The 20,520-nt window shown below is 69.6% G+C and carries 20 protein-coding genes; 13 read left to right on the forward strand and 7 right to left on the reverse strand.

All coding sequences use genetic code 11. The features are described 5' to 3' along the window. Positions 1-367 precede the first annotated feature (367 nt). Complete coding sequence (locus ACZ6I3_RS39030) at positions 368-1,018, reverse strand: PepSY domain-containing protein (RefSeq protein ID WP_469421079.1); 651 nt, start codon at positions 1,016-1,018, stop codon at positions 368-370. 116 nt (positions 1,019-1,134) lie between these two features. Between ACZ6I3_RS39030 and ACZ6I3_RS39035 the strand changes: the two genes are divergently transcribed. Both ACZ6I3_RS39035 and ACZ6I3_RS39040 read left to right on the forward strand, forming a co-directional pair. Next, on the forward strand, positions 1,135-1,803 hold the full coding sequence (locus ACZ6I3_RS39035) for a response regulator transcription factor (RefSeq protein WP_469421080.1): 669 nt from the start codon (positions 1,135-1,137) through the stop codon (positions 1,801-1,803). Next, on the forward strand, positions 1,800-3,212 hold the full coding sequence (locus tag ACZ6I3_RS39040) for a sensor histidine kinase (RefSeq protein ID WP_469421081.1): 1,413 nt from the start codon (positions 1,800-1,802) through the stop codon (positions 3,210-3,212). Before ACZ6I3_RS39035 ends, ACZ6I3_RS39040 begins: the two co-directional genes overlap by 4 nt. A gap of 15 nt (positions 3,213-3,227) precedes the next feature. Here the strand turns inward: ACZ6I3_RS39040 and ACZ6I3_RS39045 are convergent, their stop codons facing one another. The 4 genes from ACZ6I3_RS39045 to ACZ6I3_RS39060 all read right to left on the reverse strand — a co-directional run bounded on the left by ACZ6I3_RS39045 (position 3,228) and on the right by ACZ6I3_RS39060 (position 5,902). Beyond that, a complete protein-coding gene (locus ACZ6I3_RS39045) occupies positions 3,228-3,704 on the reverse strand; it encodes a MarR family winged helix-turn-helix transcriptional regulator (RefSeq protein ID WP_184590382.1) in 477 nt (158 codons plus the stop codon). 116 nt (positions 3,705-3,820) lie between these two features. Then, a complete protein-coding gene (locus tag ACZ6I3_RS39050) occupies positions 3,821-4,621 on the reverse strand; it encodes an AIM24 family protein (RefSeq protein ID WP_399024146.1) in 801 nt (266 codons plus the stop codon). After that, a complete protein-coding gene (locus tag ACZ6I3_RS39055) occupies positions 4,618-5,268 on the reverse strand; it encodes an AIM24 family protein (RefSeq protein ID WP_469421082.1) in 651 nt (216 codons plus the stop codon). The genes ACZ6I3_RS39050 and ACZ6I3_RS39055 overlap by 4 nt, the downstream gene beginning before the upstream one ends. Position 5,269: 1 nt before the next feature. After that, positions 5,270-5,902, reverse strand: coding sequence for an AIM24 family protein (locus ACZ6I3_RS39060; RefSeq protein ID WP_469421095.1), 633 nt, complete (start codon positions 5,900-5,902; stop codon positions 5,270-5,272). Positions 5,903-6,131: 229 nt separating this feature from the next. Between ACZ6I3_RS39060 and ACZ6I3_RS39065 the strand changes: the two genes are divergently transcribed. The 4 genes from ACZ6I3_RS39065 to glxA all read left to right on the forward strand — a co-directional run bounded on the left by ACZ6I3_RS39065 (position 6,132) and on the right by glxA (position 10,807). Continuing rightward, positions 6,132-6,476 carry a DUF3817 domain-containing protein gene (locus ACZ6I3_RS39065; protein WP_469421083.1) on the forward strand — a complete coding sequence of 115 codons (345 nt, stop codon included), beginning with the start codon at positions 6,132-6,134 and terminating at the stop codon, positions 6,474-6,476. Next, a complete protein-coding gene (locus ACZ6I3_RS39070; RefSeq protein ID WP_469421084.1) occupies positions 6,473-6,766 on the forward strand; it encodes an MTH1187 family thiamine-binding protein in 294 nt (97 codons plus the stop codon). The genes ACZ6I3_RS39065 and ACZ6I3_RS39070 overlap by 4 nt, the downstream gene beginning before the upstream one ends. 210 nt (positions 6,767-6,976) lie before the next feature. Beyond that, positions 6,977-8,851, forward strand: a complete 1,875-nt coding sequence (locus ACZ6I3_RS39075) for a glycosyltransferase family 2 protein (RefSeq protein WP_469421085.1) — start codon at positions 6,977-6,979, stop codon at positions 8,849-8,851. Positions 8,852-8,854: 3 nt separating this feature from the next. After that, a complete protein-coding gene (gene glxA, locus ACZ6I3_RS39080) occupies positions 8,855-10,807 on the forward strand; it encodes a radical copper oxidase GlxA (RefSeq protein ID WP_469421086.1) in 1,953 nt (650 codons plus the stop codon). 18 nt (positions 10,808-10,825) lie between these two features. Here glxA and ACZ6I3_RS39085 read toward each other — a convergent pair whose 3' ends face one another. Then, entirely contained in the window at positions 10,826-11,824 is a 999-nt protein-coding gene (locus ACZ6I3_RS39085) for a glycoside hydrolase family 6 protein (RefSeq protein ID WP_469421087.1), read from the reverse strand. A gap of 182 nt (positions 11,825-12,006) precedes the next feature. Between ACZ6I3_RS39085 and ACZ6I3_RS39090 the strand changes: the two genes are divergently transcribed. The 3 genes from ACZ6I3_RS39090 to ACZ6I3_RS39100 all read left to right on the forward strand — a co-directional run bounded on the left by ACZ6I3_RS39090 (position 12,007) and on the right by ACZ6I3_RS39100 (position 14,720). Beyond that, entirely contained in the window at positions 12,007-12,516 is a 510-nt protein-coding gene (locus tag ACZ6I3_RS39090) for a MarR family winged helix-turn-helix transcriptional regulator (protein ID WP_469421088.1), read from the forward strand. A gap of 43 nt (positions 12,517-12,559) precedes the next feature. Next, positions 12,560-12,898, forward strand: coding sequence for a DUF3817 domain-containing protein (locus tag ACZ6I3_RS39095; protein ID WP_469421089.1), 339 nt, complete (start codon positions 12,560-12,562; stop codon positions 12,896-12,898). Positions 12,899-13,019: 121 nt separating this feature from the next. Beyond that, positions 13,020-14,720, forward strand: a complete 1,701-nt coding sequence (locus ACZ6I3_RS39100) for an acyl-CoA mutase large subunit family protein (RefSeq protein ID WP_469421090.1) — start codon at positions 13,020-13,022, stop codon at positions 14,718-14,720. Between the two features lie 88 nt (positions 14,721-14,808). Here the strand turns inward: ACZ6I3_RS39100 and ACZ6I3_RS39105 are convergent, their stop codons facing one another. Beyond that, positions 14,809-15,417 (reverse strand): TetR/AcrR family transcriptional regulator, encoded by a 609-nt coding sequence (locus ACZ6I3_RS39105; RefSeq protein ID WP_469421091.1) that lies wholly within the window; start codon positions 15,415-15,417, stop codon positions 14,809-14,811. A 233-nt stretch (positions 15,418-15,650) separates the two neighbouring features. Between ACZ6I3_RS39105 and ACZ6I3_RS39110 the strand changes: the two genes are divergently transcribed. From ACZ6I3_RS39110 to ACZ6I3_RS39125, 4 genes are all read left to right on the forward strand, one after another. Next, positions 15,651-16,625 carry a tetratricopeptide repeat protein gene (locus ACZ6I3_RS39110; protein ID WP_469421092.1) on the forward strand — a complete coding sequence of 325 codons (975 nt, stop codon included), beginning with the start codon at positions 15,651-15,653 and terminating at the stop codon, positions 16,623-16,625. 622 nt (positions 16,626-17,247) lie between these two features. Further along, positions 17,248-17,892, forward strand: a complete 645-nt coding sequence (locus ACZ6I3_RS39115) for a DUF6230 family protein (protein WP_189723272.1) — start codon at positions 17,248-17,250, stop codon at positions 17,890-17,892. 190 nt (positions 17,893-18,082) lie between these two features. Beyond that, entirely contained in the window at positions 18,083-18,667 is a 585-nt protein-coding gene (locus ACZ6I3_RS39120) for a DUF6114 domain-containing protein (RefSeq protein WP_469421093.1), read from the forward strand. Further along, positions 18,657-19,994 carry a hypothetical protein gene (locus tag ACZ6I3_RS39125; RefSeq protein WP_469421094.1) on the forward strand — a complete coding sequence of 446 codons (1,338 nt, stop codon included), beginning with the start codon at positions 18,657-18,659 and terminating at the stop codon, positions 19,992-19,994. The genes ACZ6I3_RS39120 and ACZ6I3_RS39125 overlap by 11 nt, the downstream gene beginning before the upstream one ends. The last annotated feature ends 526 nt before the right edge of the window (positions 19,995-20,520 follow it).

A 20,520-nucleotide genomic window follows, 5' to 3' on the forward strand; every position in this document is an offset into this window, starting at 1 on the left:
CGGGGGGTGTCCGTCCTCGGAACGTCGCGATGGGGTCTGACGCCGACTGACTGTTCGTTGACGCGACAACCGCTGCGGGCGGACACCCCCCGACACGTCCCCTTCTCGCCGTGCGCGGGTGCGGCTGCGCGGTGGCGGGCGACGGTCCCGCCCCCGCTGCGGGCATGCGTGCCGCTGGGGGCGGCACGGGTGGGCGGTGGGGGTCCCCCCGCTCGAGCGAAGCCGAGAGTGGGGGAGGCACCCCGCTCCGCCGGGCTGCGGACCCACTCGGCACCGGCATCGACGCCGGGTACCTCGTCGTGCCGGGCTGCGCGTCGCCCCGGCGTCAGCAGTGACGCCGGGGCGGTTGAAATCTGGCAGTGGCAGGTCAGTCCTGGTCGTCGGCGTCGTCCGCGTCGTCGTCCTGGGCGTCCGCGCGGTCCGCCGTGACCTTGCCCGTGTTGAGGTCGATCTTCCAGTCCTGCTCGGCGCCGCCGGACTTGCGGGTCTCGGCCTCCCAGGACTTGTCCTTGCCGTCCTCGTCCAGGTCGACGGACGTCACCGTGCCCTTGCCGGCGGCAGCCTTCGCGGCCTCCTCGGCCGTCACGGAGGAGCCCTTCAGAGCCGCCCGCACCTGCGCCGTGTCGTCCTCGTCGTCGGTCTGCGCGCCGAGGACCTTGCCGTTGGACGGGTCGACGCTGACGCTGTGCCAGGCGTTGTCACCGGACAGGACGTCGACCTTCCAGATCACCTTGTCGCTGTCGTCCTCGTCGTCCAGCTCGGCGGAGACGACCGTGCCGGGCGTGTGCTTCAGCGCGGAGGCGATCGCCTCGGGCGCCGTCACGTCGCCGGAAACCGCCCGCGCGGCGTCGTCGTCGCGGTCGTCCTGGTCGTCACGGACGTCGTCGTCCGACAGCCGGGTGTTCGCCGCCTGCCGCGCCGAGCCCCCGCCGTCTCCCGTGGTCGCGAGGGCCGTGGCCGTACCGCCTCCGATCAGAGCGGCAGCGGTCACAGCGGCGATCACGATGTTGCGCTTCATGGGGGTTCCTCCCGAGTCGGTTTGTTTTCGACGTGTTCCAAGGTGGCTGACCGAGGCTGAGAGGAAGCTGAAGCCCCCTGAAGGGATCTTCAGCTTGGTTTTGCGACTCTTTACCCATGCGCCTGTTGATCGTGGAGGACGAGAAGCGGCTGGCCCTGTCGCTCGCCAGGGGCCTGACGGCCGAGGGGTACGCCGTGGACGTCGTCCACGACGGACGGGAGGGGCTGCACCAGGCCTCGGAGGGGACGTACGACCTGGTGATCCTCGACATCATGCTGCCCGGCCTCAACGGCTACCGGGTCTGCGCCGCCCTGCGCGCCGCCGGGCACGAGGTGCCGATCCTGATGCTGACCGCCAAGGACGGGGAGTACGACGAGGCCGAGGGGCTCGACACGGGGGCGGACGACTATCTGACCAAGCCCTTCTCGTACGTCGTGCTCGTCGCCCGGGTCAAGGCGCTGCTGCGGCGGCGTGGGGTGGGGGCCGGGGCCTCGCCCGTGCATGTGCACGGTGAGCTGAAGGTGGACACGGCTGCTCGGCGGGTGTTCCTGGGGGAGGAGGAAGTTTCCCTCACGACCAAGGAGTTCTCGGTACTGGAGCAGCTTGTGCTGCGGGCCGGGGAGGTCGTGTCCAAGTCCGAGATCCTGGAGCACGTGTGGGACTTCGCGTACGAGGGTGATCCGAACATCGTCGAGGTGTACATCAGCACCCTGCGGCGGAAGCTGCGGCCGGGGCTGATCCGGACCGTGCGCGGGGCCGGGTACCGGCTGGAGAAGTCGCCATGAGGCGGCTGTTCGGGTCCGTCCGGGCGCGGGCCACGCTGGGCGCCACGCTCGTGGTCGCGGTGGCGCTCGTCGCGGCCGGTGCCGCCGTGCTGCTGTCGCTGCGGTCGAATCTGATCGGCGAGGCCGGGACGCAGGCCGAGCAGTCCGCCCGGGCCGTCGCCTCCGAGCTCGCCGCCGGGACGCCGTACGACAAGCTGTCCGGGCTGGACGGTGACGACGGGCCGGTGCAGGTCCTCGACGAGCACAAGCGGCTGGTCGCGGCCAGTGAGGATCTCCAGGCGATCAGCGGCACCGACTCCGACCAGGTGAAGCCGCAGCCGCCGGCCGCGCCCCGCGGGGACGAGGACGACGACGCCGACGACCACGAGGAGGCCGCCCTCGAACCCGGGGAGATCGCCGGGGAGAGCGTCTTCAGCAACGGGGCCGCGACCATCGACGGTGACGCGGAGGACTACCGGTTCGCCGCCGTGGAGGTGGAGACCCAGGACCGGGGGACCCTCAAGGTCTACGCCGGTTCGCCGCTGGCCGCCGAGCACGGGGCGGTGCGGACCGCGCTGACGGTGATGCTGATCGGGTTCCCGCTGCTGCTCGGCGTCGTCGGCGGAGTGACCTGGCTGGTCACCCGGCGGGCGCTGCGGCCGGTCGAGGGCATCCGGAGCGAGATGGCCGCGATCACCCAGTCCGAGGACCTCGCGCGGCGCGTCCCGGAGCCGGACACGCACGACGAGATCGCCCGGCTCGCCAGCACCACCAACGAGACGCTCGCGGCGCTGGAGACCTCCGTGGAGCGGCAGCGGCGCTTCGTCGCCGACGCGTCCCACGAGCTGCGCAGTCCCATCGCCTCACTGCGTACGCAGCTGGAGGTGGCGGCCGCGCATCCCGAGTTGCTCGACCTCGACGGGGCCGTGGAGGACACCGTGCGGCTCCAGCGGCTCGCCGCCGACCTGCTGCTGCTCGCCCGGCTGGACGCGGGGGAGCGGCCCAACGACGCGGGGGTCGACCTCGCCGGGCTGGCCCGGGAGGAGGCCGAGGGGCGGACGGGTGTGACGGTGGACGCGGAGCCGGTGGAAGTGGCCGGATCGCGGGGACAGCTGGGGCGGGTGCTCGCCAATCTGCTCGACAACGCCCAGCGGCATGCCCGCTCGGCCGTCACCGTGAGCGTGCGGCGGGAGGGTGACCGGGCCGTGGTCGGCGTGGCGGACGACGGGGACGGGGTGCCCGAGGCCGACCGGGAGCGGATCTTCGAACGGTTCGTACGGCTGGACGCCGCCCGCAGCCGGGACGACGGCGGTGCCGGGCTGGGGCTCGCCATCGCCCGGGACGTCGCCGTACGGCACGGCGGCACGCTCACGGCCGGGCAGGGGCCCGCAGGCGGAGCCCTGTTCGAACTCCGCCTGCCGCTCGCCTAGCCGGGACTCCGGTGGTTACGGGCGCCCGCGCTGTCCGCGCAGGTGCTCCGCGATGGGCTTGAGGGCCTTGTCGAGCTCCGTCAGGGCCTCGGGGGACAGCAGGTCGATGAAGTGCCTCCGCACGGACGCCACATGGTGGGGCGCGACCTTCTGCATCGTCGCCATGCCGTGGTCGGTGAGGACCGCGTAGAGCCCCCGGCGGTCGGATTCGCAGTTCTCCCGCCGGACCAGGTTCGCGTTCTCCATGCGCGTGATCTGGTGCGAGAGGCGGCTCTTGGACTGGAGGGTGGCGGAGGCGAGGTCGCTCATCCGCATCCGCTGGTCCTCCGACTCGGAGAGGTTCACCAGGATCTCGTAGTCGTTCATTGTCAGGCCGAACGGCTGCAGGTCCTTTTCGAGCTGGTACGTCAACAGCCTGTTGACCTCCAGGTGGGTGCGCCAAGCGCACTGCTCCGCATCGGTCAGCCAGCGCGTGGCCGTCTCGGTCTCCATGAATGAAGTCTACCTAAAAGGTTGAAAGGCGAACTAGTGAGGGTTTTCGTGTGACGGCGCACGCCTGCCGAACATTGGTGCGCAGACGTTCGATGTCACACTCCGCAGACTACCGCTCACAGCCCGAAGCGACGCTGGAGGTCCCCCAGCTGTCCGGGAAGACGCGGTGCGCCGGATTGACCGGAGTGGGGTCCGGATGCCCCGCCGCCGGGCACGCCGGCCTGGTGCGGAACGGCTCCCGTGGCCTGCTCGGCCATCAGGGTCTCGGACGACTGGAGCAGTACCGTGCCGGCGCCGACGAACTCGAACTGGTGCTCCTCGCCGGAGGCCCCTCCGAGGCCTGTCAGCGCACGTAGACCGCCCATGACGCCGGTCATGTACCCGTGGTCGTAGTGGTGGCAGGGCGAGGGGCAGTCGGCCCAGCCGACCAGGGCCTGGGGGTCGACCCGGATCGGGGGTTCCATGAACACCACCGGCCCGTTCGACGCGGCCACGAACTTTCCGGTTCCGATGAGGGTCAGAAAACCCGGCACGATTGATTGCTTCAGTGCGAGAGTTGGCTGAAAAGCGAGGAGGTTGCCCGAGCGAATGGTCAGGTTGCCGTCCTCGAGGTCGAACGAATTCACGTCGAAGGCCCGGTCGGCGAGGAGCATCTTGCCCGAGCCCTCCGCCACGACCCAGTCGCTCGCGTGCAGAGGCGAATGGAACGAGGTGCGGACCAGACGGTCCAGCCGGCCGTGCCCGACGCCGTTGAAGTCGATCGAGCCGTAGTAGGCGATCATCTTCCCCTTTTGCAGGAACCACTGGCTCCCCTTCAGTTCCACGCAGAAGGTGTAGGGGTTGACGTTGTCGTCGGGCGGCAGCGACGCAGGGTCGAAGACCGCGGGGCCGGCGCCCGGAGTTCCGTAGGTGCTCACAGCTTCTCCTCCGACGCCTGGACGTACACCGCACCGCTGCCGCTGAGCTCCAGCTGGAACGCCTCGCCCGAGCCGCGGCCCACCATGTCCCGCCAGCCCAGCGCGGTGGACAGCTTGTTGCGGACGTCGCCGTGGTGGGCGACGTAGGCCTGCGGGTCCACATGCACCGGCCGCTGGGGTGTGATCGGGATCTCGATCACTCCGCCGTGGGCCATGACCGCGACGGCCCCGTGTCCCTTCAGCGTGGTCGTGAACAGTCCCTGCCCGCTGACCTGCCCTCGCACCATGCCCATGACCCCGCCCTGCGAGCCGAGGAACATCGTGCCCTGCTGGAGCGAGCCCTCGAAGGCCAGCAGGCGGTCGGCCTCGACGTACAGCGTGTCGCCGGTGAGCCGGATCACCTGGATGTGATGCCCGCCGTGCCCGAACAGGACGGTGCCGCTGCCCTCCACGGTCATCAGGGGCGTGTCCTCGTCCGCCACCCGGCGGCCGATCATCGACATGAGCCCGCCCTGCCCGCCCGCCGTGTTGGGCGTGAACGACACCTCGCCGCGATACGCGAGCATCGCCCCGCGCTGACTGAACAGCCGCTGACCGGGCGTCACCGTCGCCTCGACCACCTTCGCGTTGATCTCCCGGAAGGCCATGTCACACGTCTCCCGCGATCGTGTTCCGCTCGCTCGGCTGTACGTACACCAGCCCGTCCCCCTCGAAGCGCATCTGGAAGGCCTCGCCGCCGCCCTCCCCGAGCAGTGTGCGGAACGTCACACCGGACTGGAAGGACTGCCGGAGGTTGCCCTGGTGCGCCACATACGCCCCCGGGTCGACGGTCAGCGGATACTGCGGGCTCACCCGCAGCACCACCGCCGGCCCGTCCGACATGATCGCCGCCTGGCCGTGGCCCTCGACGGACGTCGTGAACAGCCCGTTTCCCTGCGAGGCGCCGCGCAGGCCGGTGAACTCCGTCCCCGTGCGCAGCCCGCCGTCGGTCGCGAGCAGGTTGCTCGACTCGACGTAGAGCTTGTCGCCCTGGAGGCCGACCAGGTTGATCTCGGAGGCGCGGTCCGCGAACCAGCAGGTGCCGCGGCCCTTCACCTCCATCAACGTCATCTGCTCACCGGTCAGCCGCCGGGTCACCATGCCCCGGATGCCCTCGCCGCCACCGCTGAGCTTCTTGAAGGCCATCTCGCCGTCGTACGCGACCATCGAGCCGTTCTTCACCTTCACGGCATCTCCGGTCATGTCGACGGCGAGCACCTTGTTGCTCTGAAGTCGGAACATCGCCACGTACGGGAAGGTATCCGCAGGCCGGGTCCTGTGGACAGGGCCCGTAGGTGGAGAAAGTCCCTGATCGCACCCTTAGGGGGCGGGGAGCCGGACCCCGGGCCAAGGGCCCCGCGGCTGTTTGCCACAATGGGCGGGACGCTTGTGCGTGCGTTCACAAACCCTTTTGCCGTTCAGCCCGTCCAGCCCGTTCAGACCGCCGCGTCTCTCCCACCGAAGGTGACCCGTGGACCTCAAGACCGCCACCGCCCTCCGCCGCCTCCGCCTGGTCTCGGCACCCGAGGCGATCTCATTCCTCCTCCTGCTGATCTGCTCGGTGCTGAAGCGGACCACGGAGTTCAACGCCGTGCCGGTGATGGGCATGGTGCACGGTGTTCTGTTCATCCTGTACGTGATCTTCTGGGCCGACGCGTGGAACCGGACGAAGTGGCCGGTGAAGACCGCCGCGCTGTACTTCGTCCTCTCGGTGCTGCCCGCCGGCGGCTTCTTCGCCGACCGGAAGCTGCGGCGTGAGGCCGAGGACGCGGTCATCGCGTCCCGGGCGCGCGCGGAAGGGGCCGTGAGCGCGTGATCGTCGCCTTTTCCGTGACGCCGCTCGGGGTCGGTGAGGACGTGGGGGAGTACGTCGCCGACGCCGTGCGGGTGGTGCGTGAGTCGGGGTTGCCCCACCGGACCGATGCGATGTTCACGTCCGTCGAGGGGGAGTGGGACGAGGTCATGGACGTCGTCCGGCGTGCGGTGGCCGCGGTCGAGCGGCGTGCGCCCCGGGTGTCTCTCGTCCTCAAGGCGGACATCCGGCCCGGGGTGACGGACGGTCTGACCTCCAAGGTCGAGACGGTGGAGCGATATCTCGCCGAGTAGGCGTGCGCGAGAGCAGAAGTGACGACGGGAACCCTGGTCCGATGCGGGCCGGGGTTCTTTCGTGCCAAGTGGGTGCCGATGCTGCCGCGGGCATATGCGTACCCCCACCCGCCTGGACGCTCTCAGTTCGACAGCGCCCCAAAGATCCATTTTTGTATGGGTATCGGGGTATCGGTGCTCCGGTCAGGCCTCAATCACCTGGAGGGCGCTGTGCGGCCGGAGGGCTACGACTACGACTCCTACAGCCGACTCGCCGGACCGCTCACGGAGCCGTCCGGTGAGGAGTACCGGGTGCAGTACGTCTCGCTCCTCGCCCGTGAGCCCCGTCGAATACGAGCCGTCCTCCTGATGAGCCTCGCGCCGCTGCTCACCGGCGCCCTGCTGGTCTACCTCGTCTGGCCCACCCACTGGGTGGAACGCGAGGGCGCCCAGCGCTGGCTCATCGGCCTCGACGTCACCATGCTGATGGCGATCGGCCTCATCGAGCTCTTCATGCTCGTCAACGTCGCCTCCGTCGCCCACGCCACGATGGTCGCCTGCGACCCCGTCCCCGTCGTCCCCGAACCAGGCACCCGCGTCGCCTTCCTCACCACGTACGTGCCCGGCAAGGAACCCCTCGCCATGGTCCGCGCGACCCTGGAAGGAGCCACCCGCATCCACCACACCGGCCCCCTCGACGTCTGGCTCCTCGACGAGGGCGACGACGCCGAGGTGAAGGCCATGTGCGCGGAACTCGGCGTACGCCACTTCACCCGCCGCGGCATCCCCGAGTGGAACCGCGAAACGGGCGTCCACAAGGCCCGCACCAAGCACGGCAACTACAACGCCTGGATCGCCATGCACGGCGACGCGTACGACTTCTTCGCGTCCGTCGACACCGACCACATCCCGATGCCCAACTACCTCGAACGGATGATGGGGTACTTCAGGGACCCCGACGTGGCCTTCGTCGTCGGCCCTCAGGTGTACGGCAACTACCACAACCCCGTCACCAAGGCCGCCGAGTCCCAGCAGTTCCTCTTCCACGCCCTCATCCAGCGCGCGGGCAACCACTACCGCGCCCCCATGTTCGTCGGCACGAACAACGTCGTACGGATCTCCGTCCTCAAGCAGATCGGCGGGCTGCACGACTCCATCACCGAGGACATGGCCACCGGTTTCGAGATCCACCAGCACCGCAACCCGGACACCAACCGCTTCTGGCAGTCCGTCTACACCCCGGACGTGCTCGCCGTCGGCGAGGGCCCCGCCTCCTGGACCGACTTCTTCACCCAGCAGATGCGCTGGTCGCGCGGCACCTACGAGACGCTCATCACGCAGTACTGGAAGGCGCCCCTCAGCATGCCGCCGGGCCGCCTGCTGTCCTACACCCTCATGCTCGTGTACTACCCGATGACGGCCGTCAACTGGTTCCTGGGGATCTTCAGCTGCTTCCTCTTCCTCTGGTTCGGCGCCTCCGGCACCGAGGTCGCCGTGTCGGTCTGGATGATGCTCTACAGCGACGCGGCCGCCTGCCAGATCGGGCTGTACCTGTGGAACCGCCGGCACAACGTCTCACCGCACGAACCGGAGGGCTCGGGCGGCCTGGCCGGCATGGGGATGTCGGCCCTGTCCGCGCCGATCTACCTCAAGTCCCTCACCGAGGCGGTCATGCGCCGCCCCAGCCGATTCGTCGTCACGCCCAAGGGCGACGACGCCTCACCCGACCAGCTGGCCACCTTCCGTATCCACCTCTTCTGGGCGGCTCTGCTGGCCACGTCCCTGGCCGCCTCGGTGGCCCTGGACCACACGCATGCCGCGATGCGCACCTGGGCCCTGCTCGGCGTGGCCATCTCCCTGGCACCGGCCGCGGTGTGGGCCGCCACGGCCTGGAAGGACCACCGGGAGCGGCAACGCCGGCTCGCCCACGCCGACGCGCAAGCACCGGCACAGGCACCGGCACAGGAACAGGAACAGGTACAGGAACAGGCACCCCCGCACCCGCACCCACGCGTGCCGGAAAGCAACGAGCCGGTCCCCGCCCCGGCCCTCGCCACCGCGTCCCCCGCGGCCCCCGTCTCCGGCACCTCGACAGGAGGCAGCTAGGCCATGGCCTACCAGCTCTCGCAGAAGACCAAGAAAACCGTCCTGGGCATCGGCGGCATCGCGGTCCTGGCGGGCCTCAACGCCCCGGCCGCGCTGGACTTCGTCTCCACGCAGTACCACGAGTACAAGATCGCCCAGCCGGAGTACATGGCGAAGTACGGCTCCTGGACCCAGCTCGACATCCCGGAGGATTTCCGCACCAACGCCATCCACGCGGCCCTGCTGCACACGGGAAAGGTGCTGATCGTCGCCGGGTCGGGCAACGAGCAGCGCAAGTTCGACGCGGGCGAGTTCGACACCATCCTGTGGGACCCGGAGAAGAACACCTACAAGAAGATCCCCACCCCGGAGGACTTCTTCTGCGCCGGGCACGCCCAGCTCCCCGACGGCCGCCTGCTGGTGGCCGGCGGCACCGCCCGCTACGAACGCCTGGGCGCCGAGGTGACCCGGGCCGGCGGCGGCATGCGGGTGAAGAACGAGAGCCCCGACAAGGCGGTGTTCCTGAAGAAGGGCACCCGCTTCCGCTCACCGGCCGGCTTCGAGTACGTCACCAAGTTCGACGTCACCGTCCCGAAGGCCAAGCGCTCCCAGAAGATCACGTACAAGCGCGGTGTGATGCAGCCCTGGAAGACCAAGGTCACCGCCAGCGAGGCCCGCGTCTGGGTGGACGCCGTGGACAAGGGCCCCCTGTCGGCCACCCGGAAGCAGGCGCAGTACGACATCGTCGGCCTGACGGGCAAGGCCGGCGACAACGCGTACGGCCTGTCGGAGAAGATCACCCTCGACAAGCAGGACTTCCAGGGCATCCGCGGCGCCTACGAGTTCGACCCGAAGGCGGAGAAGTACATCCCCGTCGAGCCGATGGACAAGGCCCGCTGGTACCCGACGCTCGTCGGCCTCGACGACGGCCGGGTCCTGGCGGTGTCCGGCCTGGACGACGTCGGCATGATCGACCCGGGTGACAACGAGATCTATGACCCGGAGACCAAGAAGTGGTCGCCGGGACCCAAGCGGTACTTCCCGACGTATCCCGCCCTGTTCCTCACCAAGGGCGGCAAGCTGTTCTACCCGGCCTCCAACGCCGGTTACGGGCCCGCCGACCGGGGCCGTGAGCCGGGGCTGTGGGACCTGGAGAAGAACACGTTCCGCAAGGTGCCGGGGCTGACGGACCTCGACCAGACCGAGACCTCGGCCTCCCTGCTGCTGCCCCCGGCGCAGGACCAGAAGGTGATGATCCTGGGCGGAGGCGGCGTCGGCGAGTCGAGCAAGGCGACCCCGCGCACGGCCGTCGTCGACCTGAACAAGGACGACCCGGCCTTCCGGGACGGCCCCGACCTGCCCCAGGGCACGCGCTACCTGAACAGCGTGATCATGCCGGACGACACGGTGTTCACGTCCAACGGCTCCAGGGACTACCGCGGCCGCAGCGCCAGCAACATCCTCAAGGCCCAGTTCTACGACCCCAAGAGCAACGCCTTCCGGGAGGCCGCGGCGCCGAGGGTGGGCCGCAACTACCACTCCGAGGCACTGCTGCTGCCCGACGGCAGGATCGCCACCTTCGGCTCCGACCCGCTCTTCGACAACCAGCAGAACACCAAGCTGGGCCACTTCGAGCAGCGCATGGAGGTCTTCACCCCGCCCACGCTGCACAAGAACCCCCGGAACCGCCCCGTACTGAAGGGCGGTCCGGAGAAATTGAACAAGGACCACAGCATCACGTTCCGTACGGACCACCCGGAACGCGTGGCCGCGGCGCGGCTGATGCGGCCCAGCGCGGTCACGCACACGACCGACGTCGAGCAGCGCTCCATCGAGCTGGACATCACCCGCAAGGGCGGCGCGGTGACCTTCGAGGTGCCCCGCGACCCGGCCCTGGTCCCGCCCGGCTGGTACATGCTGTTCGTGACGGACGGCCAGGGCACGCCCTCGCGGGCCAAGTGGATCCACGTGGAGTGAGCGCGAGCGGAGGGCCGGTCAGTCCTCCGCGTTGCGCGCCAGCTCCAGGGCGTACTCCGGCCACCAGCGCCCGGCGTCCGGGCCGCCCTCGCAGTCTCCGTCCGACTCGCCGGGCCGCTTGATCCACAGGTAGGCGTCCAGGGTCTGTTCGCCGGTGCGGGTCGTGGGCGGGGTGCCGAGCGCCCGGCCCGGCGGGTTGCACCAGACGCCGGGCAGGGGGCCGTTGCCGTTGCGGCTGGTGTCGATGACGAAGTGCTTGCCGCCGAGGGCCTCGGCGAGCCGGATGCCGTACTCCGTGGTCTCGTCGTCGGTCTGGAAGTTGGAGACGTTGAGCGCGAAGCCGTCGGCCTGTTCGATCCCGGCCCGCCGCAGCGGCTCCACCAGCTTGTCCGGCTCCCGGATCCAGTCCGCGTTGCCCGCGTCCAGGTACACCTTGGTGTTCGGCTGCTGCTTCAGCCGGGCGATCGCCTCGCCGAGCAGCTGTTCGCGCTCGGCGTGGTACTCGCCGGGCGTGCAGCCGTCCACGATGTGCGCGACCGCGTCGGGTTCCAGGACGACCAGGGCCTCCGCCTCGCCGAGGGCGTGGGCGAACTGCCCGATCCATTCCCGGTAGGTGTCCGCGTCCTCGGCCCCGCCCGCCGAGTGCTGGCCGCAGTCCCGGTGCGGGATGTTGTACGCGACGAAGACCGCGGTCTGCCCCTCGTCGCTCGCGGCCGAGGCCGCCGCCCGCACCGTCGGTGCCGGATCGGTCTCGCCGGGCGGCCACAGGGCGACGGGCCGGTCGGCGATCCGCTGGATCAGCTCGGCGTCGTCCTCCCGGTCCTGCTGCTCCCAGAGCCGCGCCTGCTGGGCCGCGGGGCTCTCGGGGTCGACCCAGAAGGGCGAGCCGGCCGTGTAGCCGGCCTTCGTGGTGTCGTCGCCGGTGTCGGCCGTCTCGGCGCGGCCGTGAGCGGACGAGCAGCCCGCAGCGAGTCCGAGCACCGCGAGGACCGCGAGGGCGTGGTTCAGCCGTCTCATGCCGCTCCCTGTGAGGAAGGTGACGTTCAGTGATGGAGCCGTTGTCAATAGTTACATACTTGTATGAATCGCCCTACAAAGGACATGGCCTCGCCCTGCCCCCGGATGGCGGAGCCGGAGGTGCCGGACCGAAGGGCGAGACGGGGCTGACCACCATGTGACCGGCCGGTAAGGTCGGGTTCGTGCCGAAGCCGCTCAGTCTCTCCTTCGATCCGATCGCGCGCGCCGACGAACGCTGGAAGCAGCGCTGGGGAAACGTGCCGTCCATGGCCGCGATCACCTCGATCATGCGAGCCCAGCAGATCCTCCTCGCCGAGGTCGACTCGGTGGTCAAGCCGTACGGGCTGACGTTCGCGCGCTACGAGGCGCTGGTGCTGCTCACCTTCTCCAAGTCCGGCGAGCTGCCGATGTCCAAGATCGGCGAGCGGCTCATGGTGCATCCCACGTCCGTGACGAACACCGTGGACCGGCTGGTGAGGTCGGGTCTCGTCGACAAGCGGCCCAATCCCAACGACGGGCGCGGCACCCTCGCCAGCATCACCGGGAAGGGCCGCGAGGTGGTCGAGGCGGCCACCCGTGACCTGATGGCGATGGACTTCGGCCTGGGGGCGTACGACTCCGAGGAGTGCGGGGAGATCTTCGCGATGCTGCGGCCGCTGCGGATCGCGGCGGGGGACTTCGAGGAGCAGTGACCCGGGGCAAGATCCCCCGGAACGGGTCGTTACGCTCGACGGCATGAAAAAGAGCGTGCTGACCCGCTACCGCGTGATGGCCTATGTCACCGGCGTGCTGCTGGTCCTGCTGACCCTGGGCATGATCGGCAAGTATCTGCTCGACCTGAACGGCGCGGCCGACTTCACGCGCGTCGTCAGCATCGCGCACGGCTGGCTGTACGTCCTGTACCTGGTCTTCGCCTTCGACCTGGGCTCCAAGGCGAAGTGGCCGGTCGGCAAGCAGGTGTGGGTGCTGCTCGCCGGGACCGTCCCGACGGCCGCCTTCTTCGTCGAGCGCAAGATCAGCCACGAGCTGGAGTCCCGGATCGCGGAGGACTCGCCCGCGCCCGCCAAGGCGTAGCCCTCGCCCTCCGTGGCCTCACCGTCGTAGGTCTCACCGTCGTAGGTCTCACCGCCGTACGGACGAACGTGCGGCGGTCTGCCATCGACATTTACTAGGACGTCCTAGTAAATTCGAGGGTATGGACGCTGACGCCATCGAGGAGGGCCGCCGTCGCTGGCAGGCCCGGTACGACGCCGCGCGCAAGCGCGAGGCCGACTTCACCACGCTCTCCGGCGACCCCGTGGAGCCGGTGTACGGGCCGCGGCCCGGAGACAGGTACGACGGGTTCGAGCGGATCGGGTGGCCCGGGGAGTACCCCTTCACCCGCGGCCTGTACGCGACCGGCTACCGAGGGCGTACGTGGACCATCCGGCAGTTCGCCGGGTTCGGCAACGCCGAGCAGACCAACGAGCGCTACAAGATGATCCTCGGCAACGGCGGAGGCGGGCTCTCGGTCGCCTTCGACATGCCGACGCTCATGGGCCGCGACTCCGACGACCCGCGCTCGCTGGGCGAGGTCGGGCACTGCGGTGTCGCCATCGACTCGGCCGCCGACATGGAGGTCCTGTTCAAGGACATCCCGCTGGGCGACGTCACGACGTCGATGACCATCAGCGGCCCGGCCGTCCCCGTCTTCTGCATGTACCTGGTCGCCGCCGAACGCCAGGGCGTCGACCCGGCCGTCCTGAACGGCACGCTCCAGACGGACATCTTCAAGGAGTACATCGCCCAGAAGGAGTGGCTCTTCCAGCCCGAGCCGCACCTGCGCCTGATCGGCGACCTGATGGAGCACTGCGCGGCCGGCATCCCCGCGTACAAGCCGCTGTCCGTCTCCGGCTACCACATCCGCGAGGCCGGGGCGACGGCCGCGCAGGAGCTGGCGTACACGCTCGCGGACGGCTTCGGATACGTCGAACTGGGGCTCTCGCGCGGGCTCGACGTCGACGTCTTCGCCCCCGGACTCTCCTTCTTCTTCGACGCGCACGTCGACTTCTTCGAGGAGATCGCCAAGTTCCGTGCCGCGCGCCGGATCTGGGCGCGCTGGATGCGGGACGTGTACGGCGCGAAGAGCGAGAAGGCGCAGTGGCTGCGCTTCCACACCCAGACGGCCGGCGTCTCCCTCACCGCGCAGCAGCCGTACAACAACGTCGTACGGACGGCCGTGGAGGCGCTGGCGGCCGTGCTCGGCGGGACCAACTCGCTGCACACCAACGCCCTCGACGAGACGCTCGCCCTGCCCAGCGAGCAGGCGGCGGAGATCGCGCTGCGGACGCAGCAGGTGCTGATGGAGGAGACCGGCGTCGCCAACGTGGCCGATCCGCTGGGCGGTTCCTGGTACGTCGAGCAGCTCACCGACCGCATCGAGGCCGACGCGGAGAAGATCTTCGAGCAGATAAGGGAACGGGGGCTGCGGGCCCACCCCGACGGGCAGCACCCGATCGGGCCGATCACCTCCGGGATCCTGCGCGGGATCGAGGACGGCTGGTTCACCGGCGAGATCGCCGAGTCGGCCTTCCAGTACCAGCGGGCGCTGGAGAAGGGCGACAAGCGGGTCGTCGGGGTCAACGCCCACCACGGCTCCGTGACCGGGGATCTGGAGATCCTGCGGGTCAGTCATGAGGTGGAACGGGAGCAGGTGCGGGTGCTCGGCGGGCGGAAGGCCGGGCGCGACGACGCGCGGGTGCGAGCCGCGCTCGACGCGATGCTGGTCGCCGCGCGCGGTGGCACCAACATGATCGAGCCGATGCTGGAGGCTGTGCGCGCCGAGGCGACGCTGGGGGAGATCTGCGGGGTGCTGCGGGACGAGTGGGGGGTGTATACGGAGCCGGCGGGGTTCTGAGTGCTCGGCGTTGGTGCTGCGGCACGGGTGGGCGGTGGGGGCACCTCCCAGGCCCTTGAGGCACTGGGGGAGGCACGCATGCCCGCAGCTAAGCCAGACCGTGCAGCAGCACCCTCGTGAAGCCGCGGACCCATTCCTCGTCCGCCGGTTCCGCGCTGACCAAGGTGCGGTGGACCACCGCACCCGCGACCATGTCGAAGATCAGGTCGGCCGTGCGGGCCGCCGACTCCGGGTCCGGTTCAGGGGGCAGCTCGCCTCTCGCCTGGGCGCGGGACCGGCCCTCCAGGACCAGGCGTTTCTGGCGCTCGACCACTGATGCACGGATGCGCTCGCGCAGCGCGTCGTCCCGGGTGGACTCCGCGACCACAGCCATCAATCCGCTTCTCGCCTCCGGCCGGGCCAGGATCGCCGCGAACTGGAGCACGACGCCCTCGATGTCCGCGGCCAGACTGCCCCGGTCGGGCAGGCGGAGTTCGTCGAAGAGCTCCGCCACCGCGTCGACGACCAGCTCGTTCTTGCCCGCCCAGCGGCGATAGAGGGTCGTTTTCGCAACCCCGGCGCGGGTCGCGACGTCTCCCAGGGTGAGCTTGGACCAGCCCAGGTCCACGAGAGCCTCACGCGTCGCGGCCAGGATCGCGGCGTCCGCCGCGGCGCTGCGCGGGCGCCCCGTGCGGCTGGCTGGGCTGCGGCTCTGCATGCCATGACCATAACGGGCGGTTCCTGTGCGGCCGTGAGGGAGATCACCGGGGGGTGGTGGTCCGGCGGTCCGGTGTGGCATTACGCTACGTCTCGTAGCGAAAGCCCGTGAAGGACGTACGCGGGCTTCGGAGACATGGCGTGGGGTGGGGACCCGGCGCCGAACGGGACCCGACCAGCCCGGCTTTCACACCGTTTTTCACACACGCGCGCAGTACGGGGGAGGATAGACGCATGCAGCCACGGAACATGTCCATGAGCGGAGTCGTCGACCTCGCCGCGGTGAAGGCGGCCCAGGAGGCCAAGGCGAAGGCGGAGCAGGCGCGTGCCCAAGCCGCCCGGGACGGCGGTGCGGGGGGAATCTCCCCGGCCGACCTCGTCATCGACGTCGATGAGGCGGGGTTCGAGACCGAAGTCCTGCAGCGGTCCGCCGAGGTACCGGTCGTCATCGACTTCTGGGCCGAGTGGTGTCAGCCCTGCAAGCAGCTGAGCCCGCTCCTGGAGCGGCTGGCCGTCGAGTACAACGGCCGTTTCCTGCTCGCCAAGATCGATGTCGATGCCAACCAGATGCTGATGCAGCAGTTCGGCATCCAGGGGATCCCCGCGGTGTTCGCGGTCGTCGCGGGGCAGGCGCTGCCGCTCTTCCAGGGGGCCGCGGGCGAGGAGCAGATCCGGGGAACCCTGGACCAGCTGGTCCAGGTCGCCGAGCAGCGCTTCGGTCTGACCGGCCTCACCGTCGACCCCGACGCCGAGGCGGGCGGCGCCCCGGCGGCTCCCGAGCGTCCGGCCGGTCCGTACGACGCGCTTCTGGAAGCCGCAGTGCAGGCGCTGGACTCGGGTGACCTGAGCGGTGCAATCCAGGCGTACAAGAACGTACTGAACGAGGAGCCGGGCAACGAGGAGGCCAAACTGGGTCTCGCCCAGGCCGAGTTGCTCCAGCGGGTGCAGGGCGTCGACCCGCAGCAGGTGCGCAAGGACGCGGCCGACAAGCCGGCCGATGTGCAGGCGCAGATCGCCGCCGCCGACCTGGATCTGGTGGGCGGCCATGTCGAGGACGCTTTCGGCCGTCTAATCGAGACCGTGTCGCGCACGGTGGGTGACGACCGGGACACCCTGCGGATGCGGCTGCTGGAGCTGTTCGAGGTGGTCGGGCCCGAGGATCCGCGGGTGATCGCGGCGCGCAGGGCCCTGGCACGCGCCCTGTTCTGACCAGTCGTTAAACACGCGGGCTTGTGGTGCCCACGTGAAAGATTTGCCCACAGGGCGTCACTGCGGCCGCGCTTTACCAAAACTTGGTAATCGCGGCCGCTGTTACTGCGAGTAAGTTACGGGCGTTGATCTGTCGGTTTCTGTCCATTGATCAACAGCTTTGTACCGCCGGTGAGGAGCACCCTGTGTCGTCGGCCGAGACCGATGGGTCGTTGTTCGGTTATACGGCCGTTACTAGCCAGTAACGAACCCCCTTGTGCGGGCGGCGAGAATGCACCACGATCGGCCACGCTCGGTCCATTCCCGTACCCCGGCAGCCGGTTGGGTCGCGGGACGTCCTGGGTCCCCACCGAGCAGAGCCGGCGGCAGTGGCGCCGGCTCTTGGACAGGGGGGTCTTCGCTCATCCGGCGAAGCCTGTCCAGCAAGGTTGTGCGTGATGCGTGTCAGGCGCGACCAGTGGTTGTCGCTCGGGGGTGATCGCCGGTGATTCGGGCGCGAGTTGCGCCGCCGAGTGCAGGCGCTCTCCTTCCCGAGGACGTAGCACTTCTCCCATCCCTGCCCGGCTGAGCCGCCATTCGGGGCGAGCCAGGGCAGGAGATGTACGTCCGAGAAGGAGGAAATATGGAGTCCCAGGTGCGTGGCGGGACCAGATGGAAGCGGTTCGCTGTGGTCATGGTGCCCAGCGTCGCCGCTGCGGCATGTGTGGGTGTAGGACTCGCGCAGGGTGCGCTGGCCGCGTCGTTTAGCGTCTCCGGCCAGCAGTTCAAGGTGTCGGCCAGTCACCTGCACGGTGAGGGTTTCGCGCAGTACGGCGGAATCGACAGCGTCTACACCTCGACCGACGGTGAGAAGAAGACGCAGGTTCCCGTCGCGATCTCGTCGTTCGACGACGCGACGATCAGCAAGATGTGCCAGTCGGTCGCGACGCCGATCCCCCTCATAGGCAAGACGGTCTACCTCCGTCTTGAGGCGGGGAACGACGCCAAGAAGCCGGTCAAGGCCGAGAACCTCTACATCGACGTCGCCCAGCTCGACGCCGACGCGGAGTTCAAGGACATCGACATCGGTGTCGCGGTCAAGGACAAGACCCGTGGTCCTGCGGTCAAGGACACCAAGACCACGCTGCCGGGCGGGTTCGCCCAGCAGGCCAGGGAGGCCGACCTCTACGGCGTCAAGCAGACGGCGTGGGCGACCACGGCCGGCACGTTCAAGCTGAGCGGCCTGTCGATGAAGCTCGGCATGGACAAGGGCATGGAGTGCTACTGACAGCCTCCGTCCCACGGGTGTCCGGGGGCGGCTGACCCGTCCCCTTCGAGGGGCGGGGGAGCCGTCGCTTCCCCGCCCCTCGGGCCCGGCCCCGCGCCGGGCCACCACACAGACTTAGACTTTCCGGCTTCTCCACACGCCTACGGCCGAGCCGGTACGTACCTCCATCGGACCGAGGGAGCTGTTTTCCATGAGTGCCGAGACTCCGGTCCAGAGCGCCGGGACTTTCGCCCGGCTGCGTCTGCGATTCCGTGACTGGCGGGGCACCCGGCCGTTCTGGGCAGGCCTGTTCACCATCCTCGGCGGGGTGCCGATCGCCTACTTCCCCTACGCCACCCTCAAGTTGGGCACCATGTCGCTCACCATGGCGACCACCGCGGGTGCCGGCTCCCTCATCATCGGGGTCCTGCTGATCACACTGGGTCTGACCATGTGGTTCCAGCAGGCGACGCGGGTCTTCGCCGGTGTCGCGTCGATCATCCTCGCCCTGGTGTCGCTGGTGGTCTCCAACATCGGGGGCTTCCTCATCGGCTTCCTGCTGGCGATGCTCGGCGGCGCTCTCGCCGTCGCCTGGGTGCCGGGCAAGTCGGAGGACACGGGGAAGGGGCCTCGGGCGGCCGGTCAGGGACCGACGGGAGAAGGAGCCGTGGAGCCCTCTCCCGAGAGCCCGGCCGGTGAGACGGGCGGGACGCACCCTCCGTACGGGACCGGCGACGGCGGCCCCGCGGACGGCTTCCGGTCCGAGGCCCACCACGGGGGGTACCGTGTCGGCTGACCCCCGCGACGGTTCTCCCGCCGCCCAGGCGAAGGGGAGAACGGGGCCACGTCACGCGGCTCCCAAGAAGCCGCTCTTCACCCGGTTCCAGATGCCCGCCGGCAAGGCGATAGCCATGGCGGCGATGCCCACCGCGGTCCTCATGGGCATGGGATTCACCCCGACGCTCGCCCTCGCGGACGAGCAGCCGTCGACCTCCAACAGCCTGACAGCCGACGAGTACAAGGACTGTCTCGCGGCGATGGAGGACGACAAGGACGGTGCCTCCCCGTCTCCCTCGGCGAGCGAGAGCGAGGCCGCGGACGACGAGGACAAGGGCACGTCCGAACCGACTCCCTCGGCGTCCGCCGGCTCGGACGCGGGCGCGGACAAGGACGACTCGTCCTCTTCGTCGGATTCAGGTTCCGACGACGAGGCCGACAAGACCGAGCCCACCCCGACCCCTTCGGCATCCGAGGGCACGTCGGGCGAGGGCGACGAGGCGACGCCCAGCCCGTCGGAGTCCAAGAGCGGCGGCAACGTCCTCGAGGACATCGGCGAGGCGATCGGCGGCATCTTCAAGGGCGGCAAGTCCACCGAGAGCCCGAGCGCCACGCCCTCCGCGTCCGCCTCGCCGTCCGGGGACACGAGTGAGGCCGAGGACACCGAGAAGTCCTCGGAGACGAGCAAGGACAGCGCGTCCGACGCCGTCAAGAAGACGACCGACACGGTCGAGGACACCGTCAAGGACACGACCGACGGGGCGTCGAAGGCGGCCGGGGACACGACCGACGCCGTCGAGAAGGCGGCCGAGAAGGCCAAGGAAGCGGCGGAGAAGGCCGAGGCCTCCCCCAGCCCCTCCGTGGACCCCGAGGACTGCCCGGCCGCCACGGACGCCGAGGGCGGGGTGGACAACGAACTCCTCGTCCCCGACGAGCCCTGGCGCCTGGAGGCCAGCTCGCTGAAGCTGCACGGCGCCGACTACCAGGGCATCGTCGAGGTGAAGACGGCGAGCGGTGCCACGAAGAAGGTCCTGAAGTTCGTCATCTCCAAGGGCACCGAGATCGGGGACCTGCACCAGCTCGTCAAGGACAAGCCGTCCGGCAAGACGCATCACGTCCAGGCGGCCAAGGGCTCGACGTCCACGATCACCGACGGCAAGACGGTGATGTACACGGAGAAGATCTCGGGCAACCTGCTCGGGCTGGTCCCGCTCACGTTCGACCCCGAGCACCCGCCGCCCCTGAACCTTCCGGAGATCTACTTCACCAACGTGAAGGTCACCCAGGCAGGCCAGTTCGGCGGCACGCTGACCGTGCCGGGGCTGCATCAGTACGTGACCGACTGATCCGGTCTTCTCCCGGAGCCGCGAAGCACTGTGCCCCGCCGGGCCTCGACCCGGCGGGGCACAGTGTTGTGCGGCGGCTACCGCGGTGGCTTGAGGGCCTCCACGGCCGCCTGCCGGATCCTCTTGGTCCGGCCCCTGCGGGAGACGACGTGCAGGACCGCCGCGTCGGCTCCAGGACACCGAGTTCCCGGGCCCGGCGTTCCGCGAAGGCGCGGACGGACGGGGCGAGGACCCGCATCCATCGTTCGCGTTGGTCCGCGGGAACCTGTTCGAGTACCTCGCCGACGACCCCGGACGCCAGGGGGCCGTCCCGCTCCAGGGACACCGCCTCGAACAGCAGCGGCAGTGCGCCGGGGGCGTCCAGCGCCGCACGGTAGAGAGACCAGCGGTCGTGCCCGTCGGCGAAGGCCGACTCGGCCTCGGTCCGGCCGACGGCCCGGGGGGAGGGGAGGGAGAAAGGGGGGGGGAGAAGGGGGGGGGTGGAGGGGGGGGACGGTGTGGGGGGGGAACGGCACACACTCCGCAC

The organism is Streptomyces sp. NPDC041940 (assembly GCF_055589465.1).

What these genes read in the sequence shown, in the direction of transcription:
- ACZ6I3_RS39030 (WP_469421079.1), bottom strand. Translation starts at nt 1,018, where the DNA reads ATGAAGCGCAACATCGTGATCGCCGCTGTGACCGCTGCCGCTCTGATC.
- ACZ6I3_RS39035 (WP_469421080.1), top strand. Translation starts at nt 1,135, where the DNA reads ATGCGCCTGTTGATCGTGGAGGACGAGAAGCGGCTGGCCCTGTCGCTC.
- ACZ6I3_RS39040 (WP_469421081.1), top strand. Translation starts at nt 1,800, where the DNA reads ATGAGGCGGCTGTTCGGGTCCGTCCGGGCGCGGGCCACGCTGGGCGCC.
- ACZ6I3_RS39045 (WP_184590382.1), bottom strand. Translation starts at nt 3,704, where the DNA reads ATGGAGACCGAGACGGCCACGCGCTGGCTGACCGATGCGGAGCAGTGC.
- ACZ6I3_RS39055 (WP_469421082.1), bottom strand. Translation starts at nt 5,268, where the DNA reads ATGGCCTTCCGGGAGATCAACGCGAAGGTGGTCGAGGCGACGGTGACG.
- ACZ6I3_RS39060 (WP_469421095.1), bottom strand. Translation starts at nt 5,902, where the DNA reads ATGTTCCGACTTCAGAGCAACAAGGTGCTCGCCGTCGACATGACCGGA.
- glxA (WP_469421086.1), top strand. Translation starts at nt 8,855, where the DNA reads ATGGCCTACCAGCTCTCGCAGAAGACCAAGAAAACCGTCCTGGGCATC.
- ACZ6I3_RS39085 (WP_469421087.1), bottom strand. Translation starts at nt 11,824, where the DNA reads ATGAGACGGCTGAACCACGCCCTCGCGGTCCTCGCGGTGCTCGGACTC.
- ACZ6I3_RS39095 (WP_469421089.1), top strand. Translation starts at nt 12,560, where the DNA reads ATGAAAAAGAGCGTGCTGACCCGCTACCGCGTGATGGCCTATGTCACC.
- ACZ6I3_RS39100 (WP_469421090.1), top strand. Translation starts at nt 13,020, where the DNA reads ATGGACGCTGACGCCATCGAGGAGGGCCGCCGTCGCTGGCAGGCCCGG.
- ACZ6I3_RS39105 (WP_469421091.1), bottom strand. Translation starts at nt 15,417, where the DNA reads ATGCAGAGCCGCAGCCCAGCCAGCCGCACGGGGCGCCCGCGCAGCGCC.
- ACZ6I3_RS39110 (WP_469421092.1), top strand. Translation starts at nt 15,651, where the DNA reads ATGCAGCCACGGAACATGTCCATGAGCGGAGTCGTCGACCTCGCCGCG.
- ACZ6I3_RS39115 (WP_189723272.1), top strand. Translation starts at nt 17,248, where the DNA reads ATGGAGTCCCAGGTGCGTGGCGGGACCAGATGGAAGCGGTTCGCTGTG.
- ACZ6I3_RS39120 (WP_469421093.1), top strand. Translation starts at nt 18,083, where the DNA reads ATGAGTGCCGAGACTCCGGTCCAGAGCGCCGGGACTTTCGCCCGGCTG.